A 21,908-nucleotide genomic window follows, 5' to 3' on the forward strand; every position below is an offset into this window, starting at 1 on the left:
CGTGGCGTCCGAGTCTCGCTTCCTGCCACGCGAGCGATCCGTCCCCGAGCCCGTCAAAGGTCCTCTCCGGTCTGGTTCCCGTCACTGCGGGGAACCACGGCGGACGATACCCGACCGGATCCCGCCGGCCGTGTGCCCACGGCCGGACCCCCTGCCGCCACGGCGGGCGCCGCATCGGACCCGGCGCTTTGGCGCGGCGGAAGGACGACGGCGGCGATGACACCGAGGAAGGACGCGGCCGCGGTCGCCAGGAGGGCCGTGGTGTAGGCGGTGCCGCGGGGCAGGTCGCCGCCGGCCGGAGTGTAGGCCAGCATGATCGCGGAAATGGCGGCGCTGCCCATGGAGCCGCCGACCGTTCGTAGTACCTGGTTGAAACTGGTGGCGCTGCCGGTTTCGGACGGCGGTACGTGTCGCACGATGAGCAGGGGCATGACCGCGTACGCCGCCCCCACGCCGTTGCCGAGCAGGAACGTGCCGAGGACGAGGACGGCCACGTCGTCGCGGCAGAAGGCGAGCAGGACGAGGTCGACGCAGACCACGAGAGCGCCCAGCGGAAGCACGCGGTAGAGCCCGACCCGCGCCACCAGAGCCGAGGCGACGCGGTTCGCCGTGAGGCTGCCCAGCGATATCGGCATCAGGACGAGGCCGGCAGCGGTGAGGGACAGGTGGAAGCCGTATCCGGCAGCGGCGGGGACCTGGGTGTAGAGGTTGACCAGGGACAGCACACCGTACATGCCGATGCCCATGAGCAGGGCCGTCGTGTTGGCGGCCAGGACCGCGCGGTTGCGGATCAGCCGGATGTCGACCAGAGGGTGCCGTGCGCGCAGGGCCTGCAGCACCCACAGGGCGAGCACCACGACTCCCGCACCGAAACTCCCGAGGGTGGCGGGCGAGGACAGGCCCCAGGCCACACCTTGGCTCAGGGCCAGCAGGATCACACCCAGCCCCGAACAGAGCAGCGCCGCCCCCGCCACGTCGAGCGGACGTCGCGGAACCGATGAACCCACGGGCACCACCCACGACACCACCACCAGAGCGACGGCACTGAGGAGCGCCGCGAACCAGAAGCCCGCACGGTAGTCGAGATGCTGGGCGATGATGCCCGTGACGGGGTAGCCGAGTCCCGCTCCGACCGATGTGGTGATGGAGAGCGAGGAGATGCCGGAGCGCATGCGCTCCTTTGGAAGGTGGTCACGGGCGACGGCGATCGCGAGCGGCATCAGGCCCATCCCGAGACCTTGCAGGGCGCGTCCCACGAGCAGCAGCCCGAATACGGGAGCCACCGCCGCCAGGACGCTTCCGGCGAACACGCCGGCCAGGGCTCCTTGGATGGCCCCGCGCCGGCGCGGCCCGTCCCCGAGCCTGCCGAGGACGGGGCCGGATATCGCCCCGGCCAGCAATGTCACGGTCAGGACCCACTGGGCGGCGCTGAGGGACACGTGCTGTTCGCGGGCGATGGTCGGCACCATCGGTGCCCCCAGTGTGCTGATCACGGACACCGACAGGGCCGTGAACATCAGCGAGGGCAGCAGTATCGGGGGACCCCCGCGCGGCTGCGGAGGCGCCTGCGCGGGCGGGAGTTCTCGCGGCTTCCGATCATGCTGTGGGATTCCTCCGGACACTCGCATCTCTGCATGTCACTGATGGATGTCATCGAGCAATGACAAAGCTATCCGGCGATTGTTTCACCGTGATACCAAGGCGGCACCCCGCCCGCGATCGAGCCGGGCGGGGCTGAGGGGTGCGGTGTGCTCCGCCGCTCACGGTTCAGGGCACTAGGGCGCGTATCGGGTCGTGGTCAATGAGCATCGCAGCTTGCGGGGCGGGCGCCCGTCTGGGGTACGGGGCCCGGCGATCTGCGGCTGCGCCGTGTGGGCGCGAGTGACCGGAAGCGGTGCCGCAGGCAGGCAGCGGGGCCCGAGGACCCCGGCCGCGTGCCCGCCGGGACGGTGCGTCAGACCATGGCGAGGCGGTCCACCAGCAGCTTCGTCCTCCGCTCGGCGTCCCCCGGCGGCAGCCGTCCGGCCCGGGTCAGGGTCGCCAGGCCGTGCAGGGCCGCCCAGAACGTCTCGGTGAACAGCCCCGGATGGACATCGTCCCCGGCGACCTCGCCCAGGCTCTCCAGCAGCGCGGCGAAGGCGTCCTTCAGCGGCGCCGGGGTGTCCTCGTCCGCGAACGCCAGGCCGCCGTCGAGCTGGAACATCGCGTCGTAGACCGCCGGATTGCGCTCGGCGAAGTCGAGGTAGGCGCGGGCGAGGGCGGCGACCCGGGCGCGCGGGCCGCCCGCGGCGGAGGCCGCTGCCCGCACCGCGGCGGCCATCTCGGCGGCGCCCTCGAGCGCGACGGCGCCGATGATCTCGCGCTTGCCGCGGAAGTGGCTGTAGAGGACGGGCTGGCTGTACTCGATGCGCTCCGCGAGCCGGCGGGTGGTGACCGCGTCCCAGCCCTGCTGCTCGGCGAGTTCGCGGGCCGTCGCCACGATGAGTCGCTCGCGGCTCGCCCGTTCGCGCTCCTTGCGTTCCTGTACCGACATAATTCGATCCTATCATCGCTAGACAATCGAGCAGTAGCAGTACTAGCGTTGCCGGATCAGCTATCAATGCTAGATCCCAGGAGGGGGCATCATGCTCAACGCACTCGAGGTCTTCACCACCGTGATCGTCGGCGTGATGGTGGGGGTGGAGTTCTCCGTCGCCTTCGTCATCAACCCGATCCTCAACGCACTCCCCGAGGACAGTGGCCAACTCGGCCGCGCCCACGGGGGCCGGATGCTCGGCGCCGTGATGCCGGTCTGGTACATCACCTCGCTCGTCCTCGTCGCGGTCTGGGCCATCGCCGGATGGCACCACCACGGCACCGGCCTCGCCGTCACCGCCGGCGTGCTGCTGATCCTCAGCGTGATCATGTCGATCCTGCTGCTCGTCCCGATCAACAACCGGGGCAAGACGTGGACCCCCGAGAACCGACCCGAGGACTGGAAGGAGCAGATGAACCGCTGGGACCGCTTCCACTACGTCCGCGTCGCCGTGATCATCGCCGCCTTCGCCCTGCTGGTCGCCGCCCTCACCTGAGCCCGCGGACCGACACCGCGCTGGTGGCGCACAATCCCCACTCCCCGGGCGGCGGCAGGCCACCGAAATCCCGACATCCGGGAACGCGACTGCCGCTGAGAGCCCACAACTGCGATCCCGACAAGCCACGCCCCTGGATGACCTGCGCGGCTCTCGGCTCTGGTTCGCGATACGCGCCCTGAGTACCCGACTTCAGGGAACTCAGTTCCCTCTCTGTTCTTCCCGCCGCACTCCCTCACGTCGCTGGATGATCCGCCACCTCGGGGAGGAGCCCGAGGGCCCGGTTCGCTCGGCGGCCGGCGGCGACTGGGCGTGTCCGGCGTTGCTCCCCGCCCCGCCGCTCGCGGTCCTCTCCGCCCGCACCGCATTCGCAGGAGGAGCGAACCCGCTCCCCTGTGGCGCGGTGCCGCGGGCGAGTGCGCGGGGGTCGGACGGCACGGTGGCCCGCGGCATGGTGGCCGCGGTCAGGAGGGAGCCGGGCCCGTGCTGGCGCGGATCACCAGCTCGGGGTCGAACAGCAGCTCACCGGTAGGTACATCGCGATTGCTGACCAGGGCCAGCACCGTACGGCCGACTTCCAGCGCGAGCCGGTCGGCGGGCTGACGCACCGTGGTGAGCGGAGGGTCCACGAACTCGGTGATCATCGTCCCGTCGTATCCCACCACCGAGATGTCCTCGGGCACCGAGCGGCCCTGGCGCCGCACCCCGCGGATGGCGCCGAGCGCCATGTAGTCACTCGCCGCGACGATCGCGGTGGCACCGAGGCCGAGCAAGGTGGTGGCGGCCGACTGGCCGCCCTCGACGGTGTACGACTGCCGGATCACCCAGCGCTCGGGGTCATCGATGCCGCGCTTCGCCATGGCCGTGCGGAATCCCTCGACCCGCTTGTCGGCCGGGTGGTTGCCCACCGGACCGGAGGCCATGCCGATCCTGCGGTGTCCGAGCCGGTGGAGGTGGTCGACGGCCAGTTCGGCGGCCAGGACGTCATCGGTGGAGAACACGGGCGCGGGCACACCGTCCGCGAACTCCCCGTTGATGGCCACATAGGGAATACGGCGCGTCCGCAGCATCTCGTAGGTCTCGAGGTCCGCTCCCTCGACGGTGTTCGACGCGGAGAGGAACACCACCGCCGCGATGCCCTTGTCCACCAGGGAGGCGATGAAGTCGCGCTCCTGGACACCGCCGGGGAACGCGGGACACACCACCGTCTTCAGGCCGTGGGGCGCGAGCGAGGACTCGATCCGCTCGGCCACGTCCGCGAAGAACGGATTGGACACGTGCTCGGTGAGCAGGGCGACCAGCTGGCCTTGGGTCGGGCGTTCGTAGCCGAGCTCGGCCATGGCCTGCTCGACGGTGTCGCGGGTCTTCTTGGAGACGCCCTGCCGCCGGTTGATCACACGGCTGACGGTCGCCTCGCTGACCCCTGCCCGCGTGGCGACCTCGGTGATCCCCACCTTCACTGTGTGCCGCCTTCCCTGATCCGGAGTGTGGCCAGTCCCATGCTCGGTACGGGGACCGTGTGCAAGCCGGGTGTGAGCACATGCCGACACCGGTCGATAATACGGCCACGAGGGTCGTGCACCGTGATGTCCGCGGTGTGGGAGTCCTCCCCTGCCGCCACGGTGAGCCGGTCCGCCGGGGTTGCGTTGACCAGCACGATCTCGTGCTGCCCGGCGGGCCGCAGCGGCACGACGCGATCGCTGTGCACATCGATGACGCACACTCCCTCGGCGGCCGAACGGACCAGCGTGTAGAGCTCGTCGGGGCGCCCGGGTTCGACCGTTCCGTCCAGCAGCTGCGGACGCAGACGGCTCCATTCGGCGAGCCAGAACCCGATCGCCTCACGGTGGCCCGCCGGGAGCCGGTCCAGCCGCACCGAAAGCTGCGGTACGGAGTGGAAGGTGCCGATGAGCTGGCGCACCGCGGCCTCGACCGGAGCGGCGGGATCCCACAGCAGCATGTCGGAATGGACCGCACCGCCGACGGTGAGCAGTGAGGTGTCGATGGTGCGGACCCGGTTGGCGGTGGCGTCCGCGGGGCAGTCGAGGGAGCGCATCATATTGCCGTACGGAGCCATACCGGGACCGGTGTACGGCTGGCGCAGTTCCAGCAGCACATCGGGGCGGACGGTCTGGAGCGCGCACCGCAGGTCGGCCAGGAGGAGAGCCATGGCCGCTCCGACGTCCCCGGAGCCGTCGCCCGCGTACACCATGGCCTGGTCGAGGAAGTCCACTTTCAGACCGTCGAGTCCGTGGTCGCGCACCAGGCGAACGCAACTCTCGACGATCCGGGAGCGCACCTCCGGGTGGCGGGGGTCCAGGACGGCGGCGCCGGGGGCCGTGGCGGGGCGCGTGGCGTACGGTGCCCACTGCCGGTGGCATGCGGCCCGTGGGCCCAGCAGGAGCGGGGCGATCCAGACCAGGTAGCGCAGTCCGTGGCCGCGGACCCGGTCGACATGTGCGGTGAAGTCGGGGAACTTGGCCCCGTCCGGCTCCCAGTCGCCGCAGCCCGCGTAGCCGCGCCCGTGGCCGTGGCGTTGCCATCCGTCGTCCAGGATCAGGACTCCGCAGCCGAGTTCGGCGGCCAGGCGGGCCTGGGTCTCCACGGATACCGCGTCCACCTGCTGGTTGAAGGCGTACCAGGTGGAGTAGACGGGTGTGCGGGCGCTGTCGGGCACCGGCAGCGCCGCCACCTCGGCGGTGAACCAGGCGCGCAGGACGCGCAGCGCCGCGGCGACCGACTCCGCGCGCGGTACGAGCAGCAACCGGTGCGGGCCGTTCGACGCGGGCAGATGGAGATGGACGACATAGGTGCCGTTCTCCTCCGACACCCCGAACCGCAGGGCGGTCTCCGGGACCGGATCGACGGCCGCGAAGGTCAGCAGAGTGGCGCCGGAGTGATCGTAGAGGCACCCCGCGGCGTGTCCGTCGACGAGGGAGGCCACCGACCGCCCCTCCCAGTCGGCGAGCAGGGTGCGATGCCATCCGACGCTTGGATGCCAGTATCCGGCGGCGTCCCCGAGCGGTACGGAGAACCGCACCTCGATGGGGGCGCCGTCGGCCCGCAGCCACAGGGTGCTGGGCCCCCCGGGCTCCTCCACAAGGTCCCAGGAGACATCCGCGCCGCGGGCCGGCACGGCGATGCTCACTCCGTCGAGCAGTGGCTCATAGGCCGCGGGAGCCAGCTCCGCGGTGGTGACGGCCTGGTGGGTCGCGTGGGACATGGTCACTCCTTCACGGCACCGGCCAGCAGGCCGGAGACAAAGTGGCGTTGCAGCACGAGGAAGACGACGGCCATCGGCACCGCGGCGACGGCGGTACCGGTGAGGATGGCCCCGTAGTCGGTGTTGTTGAGCCCCTGGAGCGCGGCGAGTGCCACGGGGATGGTGAACGACTGGCTGTCGCGCAGCACGATCAGCGGCCAGATGAAGTCGTTCCACTGGTAGAGGAAGAGGAAGATGGCGAGTGCCGCGAGGGCGGGTTTCATCGGTGGGAGGACCACTTTCCAGAACAGCCGCAGCTCGCCGCAGCCGTCCATCCGTGCCGAGTCGAGCAGCTCGTCGGGGAGGGCGGCCATCGACTGACGCATCAGGAAGATGCCGAACGGCAGGGCCAGATTCGGCATGACCACGGCCTGGTAGGTGTTGAGCCACTCCAGCTGCGCCATCAGTTTGAACAGCGGGATCAGGGTCACCTGGACCGGGATCACCAGCCCGAGCATCAGCAGTCCGAACAGCGCTTCGCGTCCCCTGAAGCGGTACTTGGCGAAGCCGTATCCGGCCAGGGTGCACACCGCGCCGGAGCACACCGTGTAAATGGCGGCTATCAGTGTGGAGTTGAGCACCACGCGGCCGAAGGACGCGGTCCGCTGGAGGGTGTCGAGGTTCTCCGCGAGGTGGCCGCCGGGCAGCAGGGGCGGGGGGCTGTTGAAGATCTCGTGGCTGCTGTGGGTACTGGCGATGACCAGCCAGTAGAGGGGGATGACCACCGCGGCCAGGGTGATGGCGAGCGAGGAGGTCAGCAGGATGCCGTGGCGGCGCTGTGCGGGCCTCATGACTTGTCTCCCAGCACCCGGAACTGGATCAGTCCGAGAATTCCGATGAGGACGGCGAGCACATAGGCGATGGCCGAGGCGTAGCCGAAGTCGAAGTACTTGAAGGCGGTCTGGTAGAGGTACACGCCGATGGTCAGGGTGGCGTTGTCCGGGCCGCCCCCGGTGAGGATGTACGGCTCGTCGAAGAGTTGCAGGGTGCCGATGGTGGAGAGGACCGTGGTGAGCAGCAGTGCGGGCCGGATCCCCGGCAGGGTCACATGGCGGAAGGACTGCCAGGGGCCCGCTCCGTCCACGGCTGCCGAGTCGTAGAGCTCCTTCGGTACGGTTTGCAGCCGGGCCAGCAGGATCACCGCGTTGTAGCCGGTGTAGTGCCAGGTCAACGCGAGACCGATGGAGATCTTCGCCCAGAGGGGGTCGGTCAGCCAGGGGACGCCGTCGCTGCCGAGGAGTTCCAGGAACCAGTTGACCAGGCCGTACTCCTGGTGGAGGAGGACGGAGAAGACGATGCCGTAGGCCACCAGACCGGTGACCATCGGCAGGAAGAAGCCCAGCCGGAAGACCGAACGCCCGTGCAGAAGCGTTGAGTTGAGCGCGACGGCGAGTCCGGTGGCGAGGGCCAGCATCACCGGGACCTGGACGGCGAGTACCACGGCGGTGTTCTTGAGCGCGGTCCAGAACAGCGGATCGTCGACCAGCCGCCGGTAGTTGTCGCCGCCCACGAAGGTGTCGACGCCACCCACCGTCTTGTGGAGGCTGAGCACGAAGGACCAGCCGATGGGGTAGAGCTTGAACGCCGCGAAGAGGGCGAGGGCGGGCAGGATGAAGAGGTAGGGGGCGAGGCGCCCGCGCGGTCGGCTTCTTCTCGCTCGGGCCGCTCTGGCGGGGGCGGTTGTCGTCGGCGCCTTGTGGAGGACCGCGCTCATCGGACGATCTTCCGTCCGGTCTGCTTGCCGAGCTGGTCGGCGGCATCGCCCAGGACGTCGGCCGGGTCGGCGCCCTTGAGCAGCACCTTGGTCTGGGCGTCGGTGACCACCTTGAGGACGCGGGCGTAGTCGGCGGAGTAATTGAACGCCGGGGAGGGTGCCTTGAGCGCTTCGAGGAAGACCTCTCCTCGCTTCTGCCCTCCGAAGTAGGCCGACGGCTCGTGGAAGGCGGCGTCGTCGTACGCCTTCATCAGGGCCGGGGCGATGGCCTGGTCCCGGTAGATCTTCACCTGTGAGGCCGGGCGGGTGAGGACGTACTCGACGAAGGACCAGGCTGCGGCCTGGTGGGGGCTGCTGCCCGCGACGGCTAGGTGGGTGGAGTTGACGGTGGCCGAGCGGGAGCCGCCGGGGCGGACAGCCGGCGGCAGCTGGACGCGCCACTTGCCCTTCTGCTGGGGCACCTCGCGCTCGATGACACCGCCGAACCAGGTGGGCGAGGGATGCACGGCGACGGTGCTCTTCTTCAGCGATCTCACCATCGTGTTCCAGCCCCCGGAGAAGTCGCTGACCAGCCCGGCGTCGTTCAGCCGCTTGATGATCTCCATGGCACGCACCGCCTCCGGGGAGTCGAGCGTGATGTCACCGTCGGCGTTGAAGTAGAAGGTGCCCTGGAGCTGGAGGAGCATCTGGAAGAAGTTGGCGGCGTCGGCCAGGGAAGCGGGCTTGTCTATGCCGATCAGGCGAGTGCCGGTGGCGGCCTTGATTTTCTTTCCGGCCTCGATGGCGTCGTCCCAGGTGGCCAGGGCGCCCGCATCGACACCTGCCTTCTCGAAGAGGTCCGCGCGGTACCAGAAGCCCGCCGAATTTGCCTCCCAGGGAAGGGCGTTGACCCGGTTGCCGTCCGGGGAGACAGTGCGCCACAGGCCCGGGGCGAAGGCCCCGCGGTACCTGTTCGCGCCCAGCTCGCCCAGGTCGGCGAGTCCGTCCGGGAACTTCTCGGCGTAGCCGGGGAGGTAGTCGACGCCGATGTGCAGCACATCGGCGAGCCCCTCGCCTCCGGCCGCCATGGCGGTGGTGATCTTGTCCCAGATGGCCGGGTTCCCGATGTCCTGGACGGTCACCTCGATGCCCGGGTGCTTCTTGCGGAACTCCGGCACCAGCGCCTTCAACGCGGTGGCCGGTCCCTGCCAGCTCCAGACGGTGATGGAGCCCTTGTTCTTGTCGCCCGCGCCGCCGGTCCCGGCGGAGCCGGAGCCGGAGCACGCGGAGAGCGAGGTGGCGGCGGCGAGCACGCCGCCGAGCTGGAGGAGTCTGCGGCGGTCGATACCGAGGGGGGTGTTCACGGGCGAGACGTTCATGGCTGATCCCTGTCTGCGGTTGCGCGCACAGCCGCGCCGTGGCACGAGGGGTGATGCCAGGAACGTAGTACTTGCAAAGATTCACTGCAATCTTTCTGCAGGTTTTATTTTGTTTCTTGAGTTCACTAAAGAAAGCGTGCGCACACACATTGCAAGCCTGATGGCCGATTGCTAGCGTCACCGCCCCAAGGGCCGCCCGGCTCCCGTCCACGCCGATGACGACCGGGAGAAAAGAAAGATGAGACCTTCCCGCCTGTCCGTGCTCAGCGTGCTGTCCGCGCTCAGCGTGCTCGCCGTAACGCTTCTGCCGGCGGGAGGGGCGCCCGCCGCGGCCACCCCACCGGCCCAGCTCACCGTCACCGACCCCGGCTTCGAGCAGGAGGGCGCGGGCTGGACCCTCACCTCCGGCGCGGGAACCGCCACCAACCTGCCCCACGGCGGCAGCCGGCTGCTCTACCTCGACGCGGGCCCGGACAAGAAGGCGTCCCAGACCATCACGGCCCGCCGCTCCGGCACCTATGACTTCTCCGCGTGGATCGCCACCGGAGGGCCCGGCGCTCACTTCACGGTGCGGGTGAACGGAAAGGTCATGGACTCCGTCGCGCTGCCCAGCCGCCCGACGTACGCTCGCTACACGGTCAGCCGGGTCGCCCTGACCCCCGACGACCAGCTGGAGATCGCCTTCGAGTCCGGCGACGGCTGGGTCAACGCCGATGACGTCATGGTGTCGCCGTCATCCCCGGTGGACCCCACGATCAGCTCCTCGGACCCGAGGATCGTGGAGATGTTCACCTGGTCGAAGCGGAAGGCCAACAGCTGGGTGCAACTCCCCGGCACCACCGGCCCGTTGAACGTCGACGAGAACCACCGGTCGGGAACCGGCACGGGTACCTACGGCCCCGCCTACTGGGCGGGCTACGCCCACCGCAGCGCGTACTACTCGCGCGACTTCGCCCACCAGCTCGGCGGAGCCGCCGTCCTCGGGCTCGGCGCCGAGAACAAGGCGATGCTCCGTTCCTACGCCGCCTCCGCCACGGCCGAGCACCGCTACTACCCGGTCTGGTCGCTCAACTTCGACACCAGCACCGCGCACGCGATCGACTACCACGGCCCCGACGACTTCGTCCGCGAAGTGCCCGCCACCTTCGAACTGGTGGAGAAGGCCAATGAGGCCTACCGCTGGAGCGGCGACCGCGCCTACCTCGACGACACCGCCTTCTGGGACTACTACCGCCACGCGACCGAGGAGTTCGTCGACCTGCACGACGGCACCAAGGACAACGGGAAGGTCAAGGTGGCCGAGGGCACGGGGAAGGGCATCTTCGCCGGAGCCGCCAGCTACAACGAGGAGGACAACGAACACCTCGCCGAGGCCGGAGACGGCATCGCGGCGCAGTACCAGGCGTACCGCGCGCTGGCGGAGCTCGCACGCGACAAGGGCGACCGCGCCCTCGCGGCCGCGTCCGCCGCACGGGCCGAGCGGCTCAAGGAGTATTTCAACGCCACCTGGAGCGGCAGCGGATCGGGCGCGTCCATGGTGCGCGCCTACCGCACCGATGGCACGGCGCTCACCGGCTGGGGCAAGGAGAACAGCTGGTTCATGCCGATGAAGGGCATCATCGACCCCGGACCCCGCAACGACGCCTACCTCGACTACATCGACGAGCAGGCGAGCGGCTCGGGCAGGCCGGTGAACATCGAGGCCCTCACCTACCTCCCCGATACCTTCTTCCGGCACAACCGCGCGGACACGGCCTGGAAGTGGATGCGCCACATCTACGACCAGCGGAACACCCAGCACACCGTCACCCGCCAGGGTCCCAACGGGGACTATCCCGAGGTGTCCTTCACCCTCCTGAGCCAGACGGTCCAGGGACTGATGGGCGTCGCGCCCGACGCGCCCCGTCGCTCCCTGACCACCCAGTCACGGCTGCCCAGCGGGATGGACTGGCTGAAGCTGGACCATCTGCGCATCGGCAAGAGCACCTTCAGCCTGCGTCACGACGGCACCACCTCCTCCACCCTCGCCCACACCTCCGGAGGCGCCGCCTACACCTGGGAGGCCCGATTCCCCGGCAAGCACAGCCGGATCACCGTCGACGGGTTGAGGCGCACGGTACGAACCAAGACGGTGGACGGCGTGACCTACACCTACGTCGTCGTTTCCGTGGCCCCCGGAATGTCCAGGACCGTCCGGGTCAGCTGACCGCCCTCCCTCGAACCGCCGCCGCACCGGATGCCGCCCCTCTCCGGTGCGGCGGCCCGCTCCACGCGCAGGGGTGCTGCCGCGGGTCAGACCCCGGGGAAGTCCGGCGGCAGGCCGAGCTCCTCCTCGACCGGTGACCCCGGCCGAAGAGCCTGCGGCAAGCAGGAGCGCCCGGTACCGCAGGCGCGCGCTCGGCTCAACGCCCTCAAGGGTGGTACACCGTGCCGGGGGGCGGGGTCTTCAGCGTCCGCAGGTAGGTGTCGATCGCCCGTGCCGGGAGGGGCGACTGGCACTTGCGGTAGAGCCAGTGATCCACCCCGTCAAGGACGGCGAGCCTTCCTTTCGGGAACTCCCGTGCCATACGCCGGGCGCCCGCCAGTGGAGTCGCGAGATCGTGTTTGGCGTTCACCACCAGCACCGGCGGGAGGCTGCCCTTGTTCTGGGCCGGCCGCGGCTTGGTTTCCACCGGCCACCCCTGGCAGCCGAGGATCATATCCAGGGCCTGGGCGTTGTAGCGGACGTTGGGGTGCTCGGCGGCGGCTCGGTGGAGCAGGGCGCGATAGTGGGCGTAGTCGCGCAGCCGGAGGTTGTCGTCGCGGCAGATCACCGAGCGCCAGGCGAGCTCCGGGGAGGAATTGTCGATCCAGTACACCTTCCCCTTGCCGGTGTGCAGTGCGGCCAGTTGCTCAGCGGCGGGCTGTGGATTCCACTTGCTCAGGTAGTCGGTGAGGAAGCCGGACAGCTGGTGGGCGGTGACCTTCTTCCGCGTGGGGCCGTGCGGCCCGGGCTCGAACAGCGTGCCCGCGTCCGCACGGGCGAACAGCCCGCGGACAACGGCGGCCACGTCCTTGCCCTTCAGGGCGCACGAGGCATCCTTGTCGCACCACTTGGCCAGTTCCCGCAGCGCGCTGTCGGCGGCGGCGGTGCCGTCCATGAGGAAGCGCTCGGCTCCGGGCCGGGAGGGGTCCATGGCACTGTCGAGGGCCAGTGCCCGGAGATTCCGCGGGAAGAGACGTGCGTAGCGCTCACCGATGCGCGTGCCGTAGGAATGGCCAAGGAAGCTGATCTTCCGCTCGCCGAGGGCCGCACGGATCGCGTCCATGTCGCGGGCAACGCTTTCGCTGTCCATATGGCCGACGACGGGGCCGCTGCGCTCGCGGCAGCCGTCCGCCAGCCGTTTGTTCAGGTCGCGCATACGGTGGAACTCGGAGGCGTTCTTCGGACGGGTGGGAATCTTCTGGGCCAGCCGGTCATCGCACCGCAGCTCTCCGCTGCGGCCGATACCGCGCGGGTCGAAGCCGATGATGTCGAACCGTTCCCTGATGCTCTTGGGGTAGCCCTCGACCGGGCTGTCGGCGTAATAGGCGTCGTCCAGCCCCGTGCTTCCGGGCCCGCCCGGATTGGACAGCAGCGCCCCGATCCGCTTGCCGGGGTCGGTGGCCTTCTGGCGGGCGACCGCGATCTTCATCGTCGGTCCGTCCGGTTGTGCCCAGTCGACCGGCACCCGCACCGTGCCGCACTTCGCTCGCCTGCTCGGGTTCGGGCATGGGCGGCTCGGCCTTCGGACAGGCCGACCAGTGGATCGTCGGCGCCGGGGCCGCGCTCGGCTTGTCGCTCGTGCTCGACCACGCGAACTGCGGGACCGTCAGAAGCGACGTGGCGAGGAAACCGGCCGCCGACGCATAGGCGAGGCGGACCGCGCGCCGCTTGCGCGAGGATGCCGCCGGACCGGCCTCGTACGCTCCGGCAAGATCATTCGAATCCTTCATGGCGTCAGGATCGCGGCCCCATGTGATGGTGCTTTGGTGGCCACATGATGGCGAGGTAACAGCGTGCCGCCGATGGGCGGATGGCGGAACTTCGGCACCTCGCGCCCGGGCCGCGGCCCCTTTCTGGCAGTTGGCCGAGCATGCCGGTCACCGCACACCCGCCGGGTGGTGAACGGCCGCGATCGGCTTTTCCTTGTCGTCGGCGGGTCTTTGTCCTAGTTGGAGGAAACAGCTCCTGGCGCACCTGGGGACGGGTTGGTGGCTTCCCAGGCGGCTTCGATCATGTGGAAGATTTCGTCTACGGCGGCCTGCGGGTCGGCGGCCTCGCGGGCCAGTGAGAAGGCGTCGATGGCGAACCGTGCGATGGCGCGGCAGGCGATTGTGGTCTGTGTCAGGTCGGGATCGGCGGCGATGGCCGTCGCCAGCGACTCGGCGTGGCGCAGTCTCATCGATTCCTCGTATTCCCGCAGGGCGGGTGATGTGTCGATCATGTGCCAGATGGGGGCGGCGCCGTCCGCGGTGCAGTGTCGTACCAGGGCCTGGATCTCGCGGTGCAGCGCGGGGATGAGGGGTTCGTGCGGGGCCCGGCCGGTGACGGCCTGTGTGAGGCGTTGTTCGAAGTTTTCGTCCTGCTCGAATACCAGGGCCTCTTTCGAGGCGAAGTGGGAGAAGAGCGTGGTGACGGCGACGTCGGCTTCGGCGGCCACGTCGCGGATGCCGACCGTGTCGTATCCGTGTTCCAGGAAGAGCCGCAGGGCGGTGTCGGCGATCTTCTGGCGGGTCGCGGCCTTCTTGCGCTCGCGGCGTCCGGTCGGCACGGTCATGCCTTGACGCTATCAGATGCAAATCCGGAACGGTTCTTAAACGCTAACCGTTAGTGCTACGGTCGACGGCATGAAGAGAGTGAGCTTCGCCGAGTTCGGCGGTCCGGATGTTCTGCAACTCGTGGACGCCGAGGAGCCCCATGCGGGCCCCGGCCAGGTACGTATCGCTGTGCGGGCGGCGGGTGTGAATCCCGTCGACTGGAGGATCCGTGAGGGCCAGGTACTGGGGGCCCATCCGGTCGAGTTGCCCGCCGGGGTCGGGCTGGATGCGGCCGGGGTGGTGGATGAGGTCGGTGCGGGGGTCGAAGGAGTCGGGGTCGGTGACCGCGTGTTCGGCGAAGGGTCGAGCACCTATGCCGAGTTCGCCGTGCTGTCGGCGTGGGCCCGGATGCCCGGGGGCCTGTCGTTCGAGGAGGCGGCCGGGTACCCGTCCGTGGTGGAGACCGCGCTGCGCATCATCCGCGAGGTCGGTGCGGAGCCCGGGCAGACGCTGCTGGTCAGTGGTGCGTCCGGGGGAGTCGGATCGGCGGTGCTGCAGATCGCGCGCGAGCGCGGCATCACGGTGATCGGCACGGCCGGGGCGGCGAACCAGGACTATCTGCGGAGTCTGGGTGCCGTTGCCACGACGTACGGCGAGGGCTGGGTGGAGCGGGTGCGCCGGCTCGGCCGTGTCGACGCGGCGCTCGATCTGGCCGGTTCGGGGGTGATTCGTGAGCTAGTCGAGCTGACCGGGGATCCGCAGAGGGTGGTCTCCATCGCGGATCTCGGAGCGCCGGAGTTGGGTGTCCGGTTCTCCGGTGTGGCCGGGAGCGTGCCGGAAGCGCTCGCCGAGGCGGCCGGTCTCATCTCGCGGGGGAAGCTCCACATCCCGGTCGAGAAGTCCTACACGCTCGCCGAGGCCGCGGCGGCGCACATCGACAGCCAGGCCGGACACACGCGCGGGCGCCGGGTCGTGGTCGTCTGAGCCGTTTCCCGCGCAGGTGCGGGGCCCGGCCGCCTGCCGGGCCCCGGTGGGTCGACCGGCGCGGGAGAGATTCCGCCGCTTTCACTGTTGCTCCAGGCGCCCCGGGTCAGTTGTGCCCCCGGTCGAGCCGGTCGGCGAGCCCGGCGGCGGTGAAGGCGGCCGTCAGGCCGTCGTGGCCTTCGGTGAAGTGGACCCAGCTGTCGTAGTGGACGGGGACCACGCGGCGGGCGCCGAGGATGTGGGCGGCCTCGGCGGCCTGGACGCTGTCGAGGACGATCGGCTGGTTGTCGAAGAGGGCGGGGAAGCGGGCAGCGCCCGGGGTCGCTGCCGAGGGTCTGGTAGCCGGTGTTGATCGCGTGCGGCGTGACGACTTCCTTCCGGCGCTACCGCGGCACCCGCCGTGGCGCCCCGTCGGGCATCTCCGGCTCCGGGCCCGCGTCGACGGTGTGGTCGAATACGAACATGTGGCCCGGGTAGTGGGCGATGGTGTACGGCGCCCGTGCCGCGGGGAGCGCCAGTTGCGGTGTCACCCCGCAGGCCCAGAACACCGGGACGTCGCCCTCCTCGATGACGGGGGAGGGGCCGAAGTCCGGCCGGGCCAGGTCGGCGATGCCGAGCGTCGCCGGATCGCCGATGTGCACCGGCGCCCCGTGCCCGGCCGGATAACGGGCGGTGATCTCGACGGCGCGCGCCACCAGCCGGGCCGGTATCGCGCGCATGCTGACCACCAACGGTCCGGACAGCCGCCCGGCGGGGCGGGTGGCCATGTCGGTGACGTAGACGGGCGGCGCCGCCGACTGAGGCGCGTACCGGACCGGGACGCCCGCCGCGCGCAGCGGTCCCTCGAAGGTGTGGCTGCAGCCGAGGAGGAAGCCGACCGCGTCCGCGCGCCAGTGGGCGGTGATGTCGTGCGGTTCGGCGGTCAGTTCGCCGTTGTGCCAGACCCGGTAGCGCGGCAGGTCCGTCCGCAGGTCGGCGACCGTGGTGCCCAGCCGCACCACCGGGTCGCCGGGTTCGGTGACGGCGAGGACGGGACAGGGCGCGGGGTTGCGGGTGCAGTACAGCAGGAAGTCGAAGGCGAGGTCGCGCGGGACGATCACGAGGTTGGCCTGCTGGTAGCCGTCCAGCAGACCGGCCGTGGGCCCGGTCCACCGGCCGTCCGCCACCAGGCGCCGCAACGCCGCCGGGGTGGCGGGGACGTCCCCGGGAAGGCCATCTCCGGAAGGGGCGGGGCCGGGCCGCACGGCGGCCGTCATGCCAGTTCCCCTCGGCTGGATTCGGTGACGGTGCGCAGCGTCAGCAGGGCGATGACCACGGCCGCCATCAGCAGGAAGCCCGGGGCGAGCAGACTGCCGGTGGCCGAGATCAGCCAGGTGGCCAGATAGGGGCTGAGCCCACCGCCGACGATGGTGCCGATGTTGAAGCTGAACGAGAGCCCGGTGTACCGCACCCGGGTCGGGAACATCTCGGCGTACGTCGGGTACGTGACGGACTGTACGACCGGCATCGGCAGGGCCAGCACCACCATGGCCGCGACGGCGAGCGGGAAGCTGCCCAGCCCCATGACCAGCATGGCGGGGAGGACCAGGATCGCGTATCCGGCGAAGCCGATGGTGATGAGCCGCTTGCGGCCCCACCGGTCCGACAGCGCCCCGCACACCGGCATCAGGGCGGCCACGAACAGGCTGATTCCGCCCATGATCCAGAAAGTGGAGTCCTTGGGGTAGCCGAGGTCGGTGGTCAGGTAGATGTTCATGAAGATCAGGCCGACCCAGTAGCCGCAGTTGGAGCCGATGGCCAGCAGGGTCACCTTCAGCACCGGTCCGCGGTGCCGCGTGAACACCTCGGTCAGCGGCGCCTTGGCGGTGGCTTGCTCCGACTTCGCCGCGAGGAAACTCTCGGAGTCCGCGAGCCGGTTGCGGGCGATGAGGGCGACGGCGATCAGCGGGAGCGAGAGCAGGAACGGTATGCGCCACCCCCAGGCGTCGAGCTGGCGTTCGCTCAGCGCGGTCGTGGTGACGCCCGCGACCAGTGCCGCGGCTCCGCCGCCGAGGGCCACCCCGACCGGGGTGAAGGCCCCGAAGAAGCCGCGCCGCCCAGCCGGGGCCGACTCGGCGAGGTAGGTGGCCGAACCGGTCACCTCACCGCCCGCGAAGAAGCCCTGCACGAGCCGCACCACCAGCAGCGCGGCGGGCGCGGCCACGCCGACGGTCTCGGCCGTGGGCAGCAGCCCGACGGCGGCGGTGGCGCCGCCCATCCCGGTCACGGTGAGGATCAGTACGGGCTTGCGGCCTACGCGGTCTCCGAGCCGGCCGAGCAGAATGCCGCCCAGCGGCCGCATCAGGAACGCGCTGCCGAACACCGCGAGCGTGGCCAGCAGGGCGGCGGTGGGATCGTCCCCGGGAAAGAAGTGCGGGCCGATGACCACGGCCAGATAGCTGTAGACGCCGAACTCGTAGTACTCGATGGCGGTGCCGGCGGCCGCCGCCAGCGCCGCCCGGCGCGGACCGCCCCGCGCCGCGGCGGTCACGGCGGCCGTGGAGGCCGCGTCCCCGGTGTTTCCGGGGGCCGTTGATACGCTCGTCATGGGTTCCTCCGGGTCTGACATGTCCTATGGCTGGTGTGCTGTCAGTGCCGCTGGTACGGCGCCGGGGGCCCGCACGACGGTCATCCGCGGGACCAGTCCTCCTGCTGATGACCGTCGTCCTTCCGGGCCGGGCGCCGCTCGCCGGTCGGACGGCGAGGACGGCGAGGAATCACACGGCGAAGAGCTGTCCGAGGTCGGCGAACGCCTTGAACTCCATAGCGTTGCCCGCCGGGTCGAGGAAGAACATCGTCCACTGCTCACCGGGCTCGCCCTGGAAGCGGACGTACGGCTCGATCACGAACTGAGTGCCCGCCTCGGTGAGCCGCTCGGCCAGCTTCTTGAACTCCGGTACCGGGAGCACCAGGCCGAAGTGCGGCACCGGCACCTGGTGGCCGTCGACCGGGTTGGTCCCGGCGATGCCGTCGCGCGGCGTCCCCGACGGGCCGTCGCCGACCTGGTGGGTGACGACTTGGTGGCCACCGAAGTTCCAGTCGATCCATTTGGTGTCCGAGCGGCCCTCGGCGAAGCCGAGCACCTTGCCGTAGAACTCGCGGGCGGCCGCGATGTCGTCCACCGGGATGGCCAGGTGGAAGGGGACGAGGGAGGGGGACTGAGCGGTCATGTTCGGTATCTCCTCAAGGGGTTTCAGGGTGTTTCAGTGGACGGGGGCGAGCCGCAGCCCGTCCCCGGGGAGGGTCTGGCCGACGAGATCGATGTCGGCGTCGGTGACCACCCCGATGACGGGGTAGCCGCCGGTGACCGGATGGTCGGCGAGGAAGACGATCGGTTCGCCCGACGGAGGCACCTGGATGGCGCCGCGCACCGTACCCTCGCTGGGCAGGTCGACCGAGCCGATGGCCAGCGGCGGTCCGGTCAGCCGCGCGCCCACCCGGTCGCACTGGGCGGAGACCTGCCAGGGCGTGGTGGTGAGCCGGTGCCGGTCCGCGGCGTCGAACAGCTCGTGCCGCGGGCCCCAGCGGAACCGGACGGTGACCGGGCCACCGCTCGGGACGACGCTGAACGCCAGTTCCAGCGGGATGGCCGGAACCGGACGTACCGGACCCAGTCCGTACTCCGCCCCGGTGCGCACCGGGGCGGGGCCGAGCCCGGTGAGGGAGTCGCGCGAGGCCGACCCCAGCACCCGGTCCGCCTCGATCCCGCCGGAGACGGCGAGGTAGCTGCGGCAGCCCGCCCAGGGGCGGCCGATCGTGAGCACTGATCCGGCGCGCAGCCGCAGCCGCGGCGCGCCGTCGACCGGCACCCCGTCGACCGCCAGCGGCGCCGGGGCCCCGGTGACCGCCACATGGCGGGTGGTGGAGAGGGTGATCGCGAGGCCGCCGAGGGTGACCTCCAGGGCCGGGGTGTTCTCAGGGTTGCCGGCCAGCCGGTTGGCGAGCCGGAAGCTGCGCCGGTCGGCCGGGCCGGAGGCGGGGACGCCCAGATGGGCCATCCCCGGGCGGCCCAGGTCCTGCACGCTGGTCGCCGCCCCCGCCTCGACGACCGTCAGCACGGCGGGCTCCGGGCCGGCTCCGGGGCCGGGCGGACGGTGCCGGGGGAGGACCCGGCGGCCCGGGGCGGCGGAGGTGACCGTCATGGCGTCACCGCCTCGAAGACGACCCGGTCGCCGATCGCGAGCCGGTTCGGCGGATCGGCGGTCACATCCCACAGCCGGGTGGTGGTGACGCCGATCTGGTGCCAGCCGCCGGGGGTTCCGCCCGGGTAGACGACCGTCTGGTTCCCGGCGATGGCCACCACCCCGGCGGCCACCCTCGGCCGCGGGCTGGACAGCCGGGGCAGCCGGAGGCTCTCCGGTACGCCGTCCAGATAGGCGAAGCCGGGCGCGAACCCGAAGAAGCCGACCCGGTACTCCCTCGCGCCGTGCCGCCGCGCGACCTCCCCCGGAGCCAGTCCGAGGCGTTCGGCGACCTCGGGCAGGTCCGGTCCGTCGTAGCGGACCGGGATCACGATCCGCCGGCCCGGCGGCGGTCCGGCGCGGTGAGCGCCGGACTCGTCGAGCACGGTGCGCAGCCCGGCGGCGAGCTTCCCCATCCCGGTGGCGGTCTCCGCCACCACCAGCACGGTCGTGGCGGCGGGCACGACCTCCCGCAGCCCCGACGCCCAGGGCTGGGCGCGGATCGAGGTGGCGACCTCGGCGGGGCGCAGGCCCGCGCACTCGATCAGCCAGCCCCGGTCACCGGCGCGCCGAAGGATCGTTTCGGCGGGCGTCATGACCGTGCCTCCGCCACCTGAAGGCCGGCGGTGGCACCGGGCGGGCCCACCGCGATCCCGCCCGAGGCCAGCGCCTCCCGTACGGCGGCGGCCAGCCCGGCCGCGCCGGGGGTGTCACTGTGCACGCACAGCGCGGCCAGCTCCCCGCCGTCCGGGGCGATCCGTACGACCGTGCCGGTAACCGAGACCACCGTCCCCGACTCCGCCATCCGCAGGGCGCGTTCGGCCGCCTCGGCCGGGTTGGTGATCAGGGCGCCCGGCGCGGAGCGGGGCACCAGCAGCCCATCGTCGGTGTAGCCGCGGTCGATGAACCCCTCGGCCAGTGGGCGCACCCCGGCCTCCACCGCCCGCTCCCACACGGCGGTGCCCGGCTGGCACAGCAGCGGCAACCCGGCGTCGTACAGGGCGACCGCCTCGACGATCGCGGCCGCGTGCCCGGTGTGCCGGGCCGCCGCGTTGTAGAGCGCGCCGTGGGCCTTCACATAGCCGACGCGACCGCCCGCGAGACGGGCGAACACCTCCAACGCACCCATCTGGTACAGCAGTTCGTTGACCAGAGTGGCCGGCGGTACGTCGATGAAGCGGCGGCCGAAACCGGCCAGGTCGCGGTAGGAGACCTGAGCGCCGATCGCCACGCCCCGGGCGGCGCTCGCCTCACAGGTGCGGCGCAGGATGTCGGGGTCGCCGGCGTGGAACCCGCAGGCCACGTTGGCCGCGGTGACCTGGTCGAGCAACTCGCCCTCGTCGGCCGGCCCCCAGACCCCGAACCCCTCGCCCACATCGGTGTTGAGCGCGAGCGCGGTCACTGGGCCGACTCCGCCCAGTACGCCTGCAGGGCGCCGCTGCTGTTCTCCCAGGCCGCGTGCAGCCCTTCCTGGCCGCCGTCGATATGGGCCGTGATCTGCCGGGCCAGCTCCTCCGCGTCCCCGTCGGCCAGCGCCTGGACCATCGCGGCGTGCTCGTGGTGGACCCGGCCGTACGCCGAGGTGCCGTGGACGTAGAACCGGGAGTACGGCTCCAGCCGGTGGTACATCTGCGAGATAATCTCGTAGCGCATGGGCAGCCGGGACAGCCGGTACATGTCCAGGTGGAAGGCGAGGTTCGTGCGCGACCAGACGTCGGCGCCGGTCCCGGCAGCCCGCTCTATCGCGGTGGCCATCTCGTCGAACCGGCTGATGTCGCGCCGGGAGACCCGCTCGGTGACGTGCTCGGCGAAGCTCGGCTCGATCAGCCGCCGCAGGTTGTAGATCTCGTCGATCTCGTCCAGGTCCAGCACCGTCACGAACATGCCGCGGCCCGGGGTCGAGCGCAGCAGGCCCTCGCTCGCGAGGGTGCGCATGGCCTCCCGCAGCGGGATGCGGCTCACTCCGAAACGGTCGGCGAGTTCGTCCTGGACCAGTCGGTGACCCGGCGGGTAGACGCCCTCGACGATCAGCCGGCGCAGCTCGGTTGTGAGCGCGTCCGGCGCCATGGCGTCACCGCGACGACCTCTGTCTTCTCGGTTCATATACCGTGTATACAGTGGATGCACAGCAGGGGTGAAGGGGTTCGACCGCAGGAAATCCGGCTTTTACCCGACCGAAATCGGCCACCTTCCCCGAGGCGGGGTGTTCCGCGACGAGGCTGCCGGCCCTTGCGGCCTCCGGGTCGGCGCTGTCCACGCCGACACGCTCGCTGCCCGGCACGGCCTCCACCACTGGCAGGGAGAGGCGGGAGACCCGGCCGGTGCCACCCGGCCATTGCGGCCCCTGGCCGGGGAAGACGAACGCGGTGCGCCCACTTGTCGGACGACCGTGTACGAGGACGACGGCGCCGCGCCCGGAAGCCAGTGCGGTCAAACCGGCACGCAATTCGGACAGTTGACTTCCCGTCACTGCCGCCCGGCGCGGTGACAACGTTGCCGGACGTCGCGGCGACGAGAGCC

The 21,908-nt window shown here is 70.7% G+C and carries 19 protein-coding genes and 1 pseudogene; 3 read left to right on the forward strand and 17 right to left on the reverse strand.

Annotated features, from left to right (window positions below):
- Positions 1-53: 53 nt before the first annotated feature.
- Positions 54-1,517, reverse strand: a complete 1,464-nt coding sequence (locus CGL27_RS47760) for an MFS transporter (protein WP_240450892.1) — start codon at positions 1,515-1,517, stop codon at positions 54-56.
- A 437-nt stretch (positions 1,518-1,954) separates the two neighbouring features.
- Entirely contained in the window at positions 1,955-2,533 is a 579-nt protein-coding gene (locus CGL27_RS47765; RefSeq protein WP_078646411.1) for a TetR/AcrR family transcriptional regulator, read from the reverse strand.
- Between the two features lie 91 nt (positions 2,534-2,624).
- Between CGL27_RS47765 and CGL27_RS47770 the strand changes: the two genes are divergently transcribed.
- The gene (locus tag CGL27_RS47770; protein WP_078646412.1) at positions 2,625-3,071 is read left to right on the forward strand and encodes a DUF1772 domain-containing protein; all 447 of its coding nucleotides are present in this window, start codon (positions 2,625-2,627) and stop codon (positions 3,069-3,071) included.
- Between the two features lie 464 nt (positions 3,072-3,535).
- On the opposite strand, the gene CGL27_RS47775 is transcribed toward CGL27_RS47770, so the two are convergent.
- The 5 genes from CGL27_RS47775 to CGL27_RS47795 are packed head-to-tail and all read right to left on the reverse strand — an operon-like array spanning position 3,536 to position 9,405.
- Positions 3,536-4,525, reverse strand: coding sequence for a LacI family DNA-binding transcriptional regulator (locus CGL27_RS47775; protein ID WP_237299541.1), 990 nt, complete (start codon positions 4,523-4,525; stop codon positions 3,536-3,538).
- 2 nt (positions 4,526-4,527) lie between these two features.
- Positions 4,528-6,294 (reverse strand): glycoside hydrolase family 36 protein, encoded by a 1,767-nt coding sequence (locus tag CGL27_RS47780; RefSeq protein WP_119993977.1) that lies wholly within the window; start codon positions 6,292-6,294, stop codon positions 4,528-4,530.
- Between the two features lie 2 nt (positions 6,295-6,296).
- Positions 6,297-7,124: a carbohydrate ABC transporter permease gene (locus CGL27_RS47785; RefSeq protein WP_119993978.1), complete on the reverse strand. Its 828-nt coding sequence runs from the start codon at positions 7,122-7,124 to the stop codon at positions 6,297-6,299.
- Positions 7,121-8,047 (reverse strand): sugar ABC transporter permease, encoded by a 927-nt coding sequence (locus tag CGL27_RS47790; RefSeq protein ID WP_119993979.1) that lies wholly within the window; start codon positions 8,045-8,047, stop codon positions 7,121-7,123. The genes CGL27_RS47785 and CGL27_RS47790 overlap by 4 nt, the downstream gene beginning before the upstream one ends.
- Positions 8,044-9,405, reverse strand: coding sequence for a sugar ABC transporter substrate-binding protein (locus CGL27_RS47795; RefSeq protein ID WP_119993980.1), 1,362 nt, complete (start codon positions 9,403-9,405; stop codon positions 8,044-8,046). The genes CGL27_RS47790 and CGL27_RS47795 overlap by 4 nt, the downstream gene beginning before the upstream one ends.
- Before the next feature lie 238 nt (positions 9,406-9,643).
- Here CGL27_RS47795 and CGL27_RS47800 point away from each other — a divergent pair, with 238 nt between their 5' ends.
- Positions 9,644-11,611 carry a hypothetical protein gene (locus CGL27_RS47800; protein ID WP_119993981.1) on the forward strand — a complete coding sequence of 656 codons (1,968 nt, stop codon included), beginning with the start codon at positions 9,644-9,646 and terminating at the stop codon, positions 11,609-11,611.
- A 205-nt stretch (positions 11,612-11,816) separates the two neighbouring features.
- Here CGL27_RS47800 and CGL27_RS47805 read toward each other — a convergent pair whose 3' ends face one another.
- Together CGL27_RS47805 and CGL27_RS47810 are read right to left on the reverse strand one after the other, a co-directional pair.
- Positions 11,817-13,079 carry an alpha/beta hydrolase gene (locus tag CGL27_RS47805; protein ID WP_240450893.1) on the reverse strand — a complete coding sequence of 421 codons (1,263 nt, stop codon included), beginning with the start codon at positions 13,077-13,079 and terminating at the stop codon, positions 11,817-11,819.
- A gap of 516 nt (positions 13,080-13,595) precedes the next feature.
- Entirely contained in the window at positions 13,596-14,204 is a 609-nt protein-coding gene (locus CGL27_RS47810; RefSeq protein WP_119993982.1) for a TetR/AcrR family transcriptional regulator, read from the reverse strand.
- 70 nt (positions 14,205-14,274) lie between these two features.
- Here CGL27_RS47810 and CGL27_RS47815 point away from each other — a divergent pair, with 70 nt between their 5' ends.
- Entirely contained in the window at positions 14,275-15,168 is an 894-nt protein-coding gene (locus CGL27_RS47815) for an NADP-dependent oxidoreductase (RefSeq protein ID WP_119993983.1), read from the forward strand.
- A 106-nt stretch (positions 15,169-15,274) separates the two neighbouring features.
- Here CGL27_RS47815 and CGL27_RS47820 read toward each other — a convergent pair.
- The 8 genes and pseudogenes from CGL27_RS47820 to CGL27_RS47855 all read right to left on the reverse strand — a co-directional run.
- Positions 15,275-15,484: pseudogene (locus CGL27_RS47820) on the reverse strand (MBL fold metallo-hydrolase); the annotation flags it as partial.
- A gap of 67 nt (positions 15,485-15,551) precedes the next feature.
- Entirely contained in the window at positions 15,552-16,424 is an 873-nt protein-coding gene (locus tag CGL27_RS47825) for a putative hydro-lyase (RefSeq protein ID WP_119993984.1), read from the reverse strand.
- Positions 16,421-17,755, reverse strand: coding sequence for an MFS transporter (locus tag CGL27_RS47830; RefSeq protein WP_119993985.1), 1,335 nt, complete (start codon positions 17,753-17,755; stop codon positions 16,421-16,423). Before CGL27_RS47830 ends, CGL27_RS47825 begins: the two co-directional genes overlap by 4 nt.
- Before the next feature lie 169 nt (positions 17,756-17,924).
- Positions 17,925-18,377 (reverse strand): VOC family protein, encoded by a 453-nt coding sequence (locus CGL27_RS47835; RefSeq protein ID WP_078646429.1) that lies wholly within the window; start codon positions 18,375-18,377, stop codon positions 17,925-17,927.
- Between the two features lie 33 nt (positions 18,378-18,410).
- Positions 18,411-19,349, reverse strand: coding sequence for a biotin-dependent carboxyltransferase family protein (locus CGL27_RS47840; RefSeq protein WP_119993986.1), 939 nt, complete (start codon positions 19,347-19,349; stop codon positions 18,411-18,413).
- The gene (locus CGL27_RS47845; protein ID WP_119993987.1) at positions 19,346-19,984 is read right to left on the reverse strand and encodes an allophanate hydrolase subunit 1; all 639 of its coding nucleotides are present in this window, start codon (positions 19,982-19,984) and stop codon (positions 19,346-19,348) included. Before CGL27_RS47845 ends, CGL27_RS47840 begins: the two co-directional genes overlap by 4 nt.
- On the reverse strand, positions 19,981-20,790 hold the full coding sequence (locus CGL27_RS47850) for a 5-oxoprolinase subunit PxpA (RefSeq protein ID WP_119993988.1): 810 nt from the start codon (positions 20,788-20,790) through the stop codon (positions 19,981-19,983). The genes CGL27_RS47845 and CGL27_RS47850 overlap by 4 nt, the downstream gene beginning before the upstream one ends.
- Positions 20,787-21,491, reverse strand: a complete 705-nt coding sequence (locus CGL27_RS47855) for a GntR family transcriptional regulator (protein ID WP_119993989.1) — start codon at positions 21,489-21,491, stop codon at positions 20,787-20,789. The genes CGL27_RS47850 and CGL27_RS47855 overlap by 4 nt, the downstream gene beginning before the upstream one ends.
- Positions 21,492-21,908 lie beyond the last annotated feature (417 nt).

The organism is Streptomyces sp. 11-1-2 (genome assembly GCF_003595545.1).
Classification (GTDB): domain Bacteria; phylum Actinomycetota; class Actinomycetes; order Streptomycetales; family Streptomycetaceae; genus Streptomyces; species Streptomyces hygroscopicus_B.

Bases quoted from the DNA above. Each gene is read 5' to 3' on its own strand.
- CGL27_RS47760 (WP_240450892.1), bottom strand. From the start codon at position 1,517: ATGTTCACGGCCCTGTCGGTGTCCGTGATCAGCACACTGGGGGCACCG.
- CGL27_RS47765 (WP_078646411.1), bottom strand. From the start codon at position 2,533: ATGTCGGTACAGGAACGCAAGGAGCGCGAACGGGCGAGCCGCGAGCGA.
- CGL27_RS47770 (WP_078646412.1), top strand. From the start codon at position 2,625: ATGCTCAACGCACTCGAGGTCTTCACCACCGTGATCGTCGGCGTGATG.
- CGL27_RS47780 (WP_119993977.1), bottom strand. From the start codon at position 6,294: ATGTCCCACGCGACCCACCAGGCCGTCACCACCGCGGAGCTGGCTCCC.
- CGL27_RS47785 (WP_119993978.1), bottom strand. From the start codon at position 7,124: ATGAGGCCCGCACAGCGCCGCCACGGCATCCTGCTGACCTCCTCGCTC.
- CGL27_RS47790 (WP_119993979.1), bottom strand. From the start codon at position 8,047: ATGAGCGCGGTCCTCCACAAGGCGCCGACGACAACCGCCCCCGCCAGA.
- CGL27_RS47795 (WP_119993980.1), bottom strand. From the start codon at position 9,405: ATGAACGTCTCGCCCGTGAACACCCCCCTCGGTATCGACCGCCGCAGA.
- CGL27_RS47800 (WP_119993981.1), top strand. From the start codon at position 9,644: ATGAGACCTTCCCGCCTGTCCGTGCTCAGCGTGCTGTCCGCGCTCAGC.
- CGL27_RS47805 (WP_240450893.1), bottom strand. From the start codon at position 13,079: ATGAAGATCGCGGTCGCCCGCCAGAAGGCCACCGACCCCGGCAAGCGG.
- CGL27_RS47810 (WP_119993982.1), bottom strand. From the start codon at position 14,204: ATGACCGTGCCGACCGGACGCCGCGAGCGCAAGAAGGCCGCGACCCGC.
- CGL27_RS47815 (WP_119993983.1), top strand. From the start codon at position 14,275: ATGAAGAGAGTGAGCTTCGCCGAGTTCGGCGGTCCGGATGTTCTGCAA.
- CGL27_RS47825 (WP_119993984.1), bottom strand. From the start codon at position 16,424: ATGACGGCCGCCGTGCGGCCCGGCCCCGCCCCTTCCGGAGATGGCCTT.
- CGL27_RS47830 (WP_119993985.1), bottom strand. From the start codon at position 17,755: ATGACGAGCGTATCAACGGCCCCCGGAAACACCGGGGACGCGGCCTCC.
- CGL27_RS47835 (WP_078646429.1), bottom strand. From the start codon at position 18,377: ATGACCGCTCAGTCCCCCTCCCTCGTCCCCTTCCACCTGGCCATCCCG.
- CGL27_RS47840 (WP_119993986.1), bottom strand. From the start codon at position 19,349: ATGACGGTCACCTCCGCCGCCCCGGGCCGCCGGGTCCTCCCCCGGCAC.
- CGL27_RS47845 (WP_119993987.1), bottom strand. From the start codon at position 19,984: ATGACGCCCGCCGAAACGATCCTTCGGCGCGCCGGTGACCGGGGCTGG.
- CGL27_RS47855 (WP_119993989.1), bottom strand. From the start codon at position 21,491: ATGAACCGAGAAGACAGAGGTCGTCGCGGTGACGCCATGGCGCCGGAC.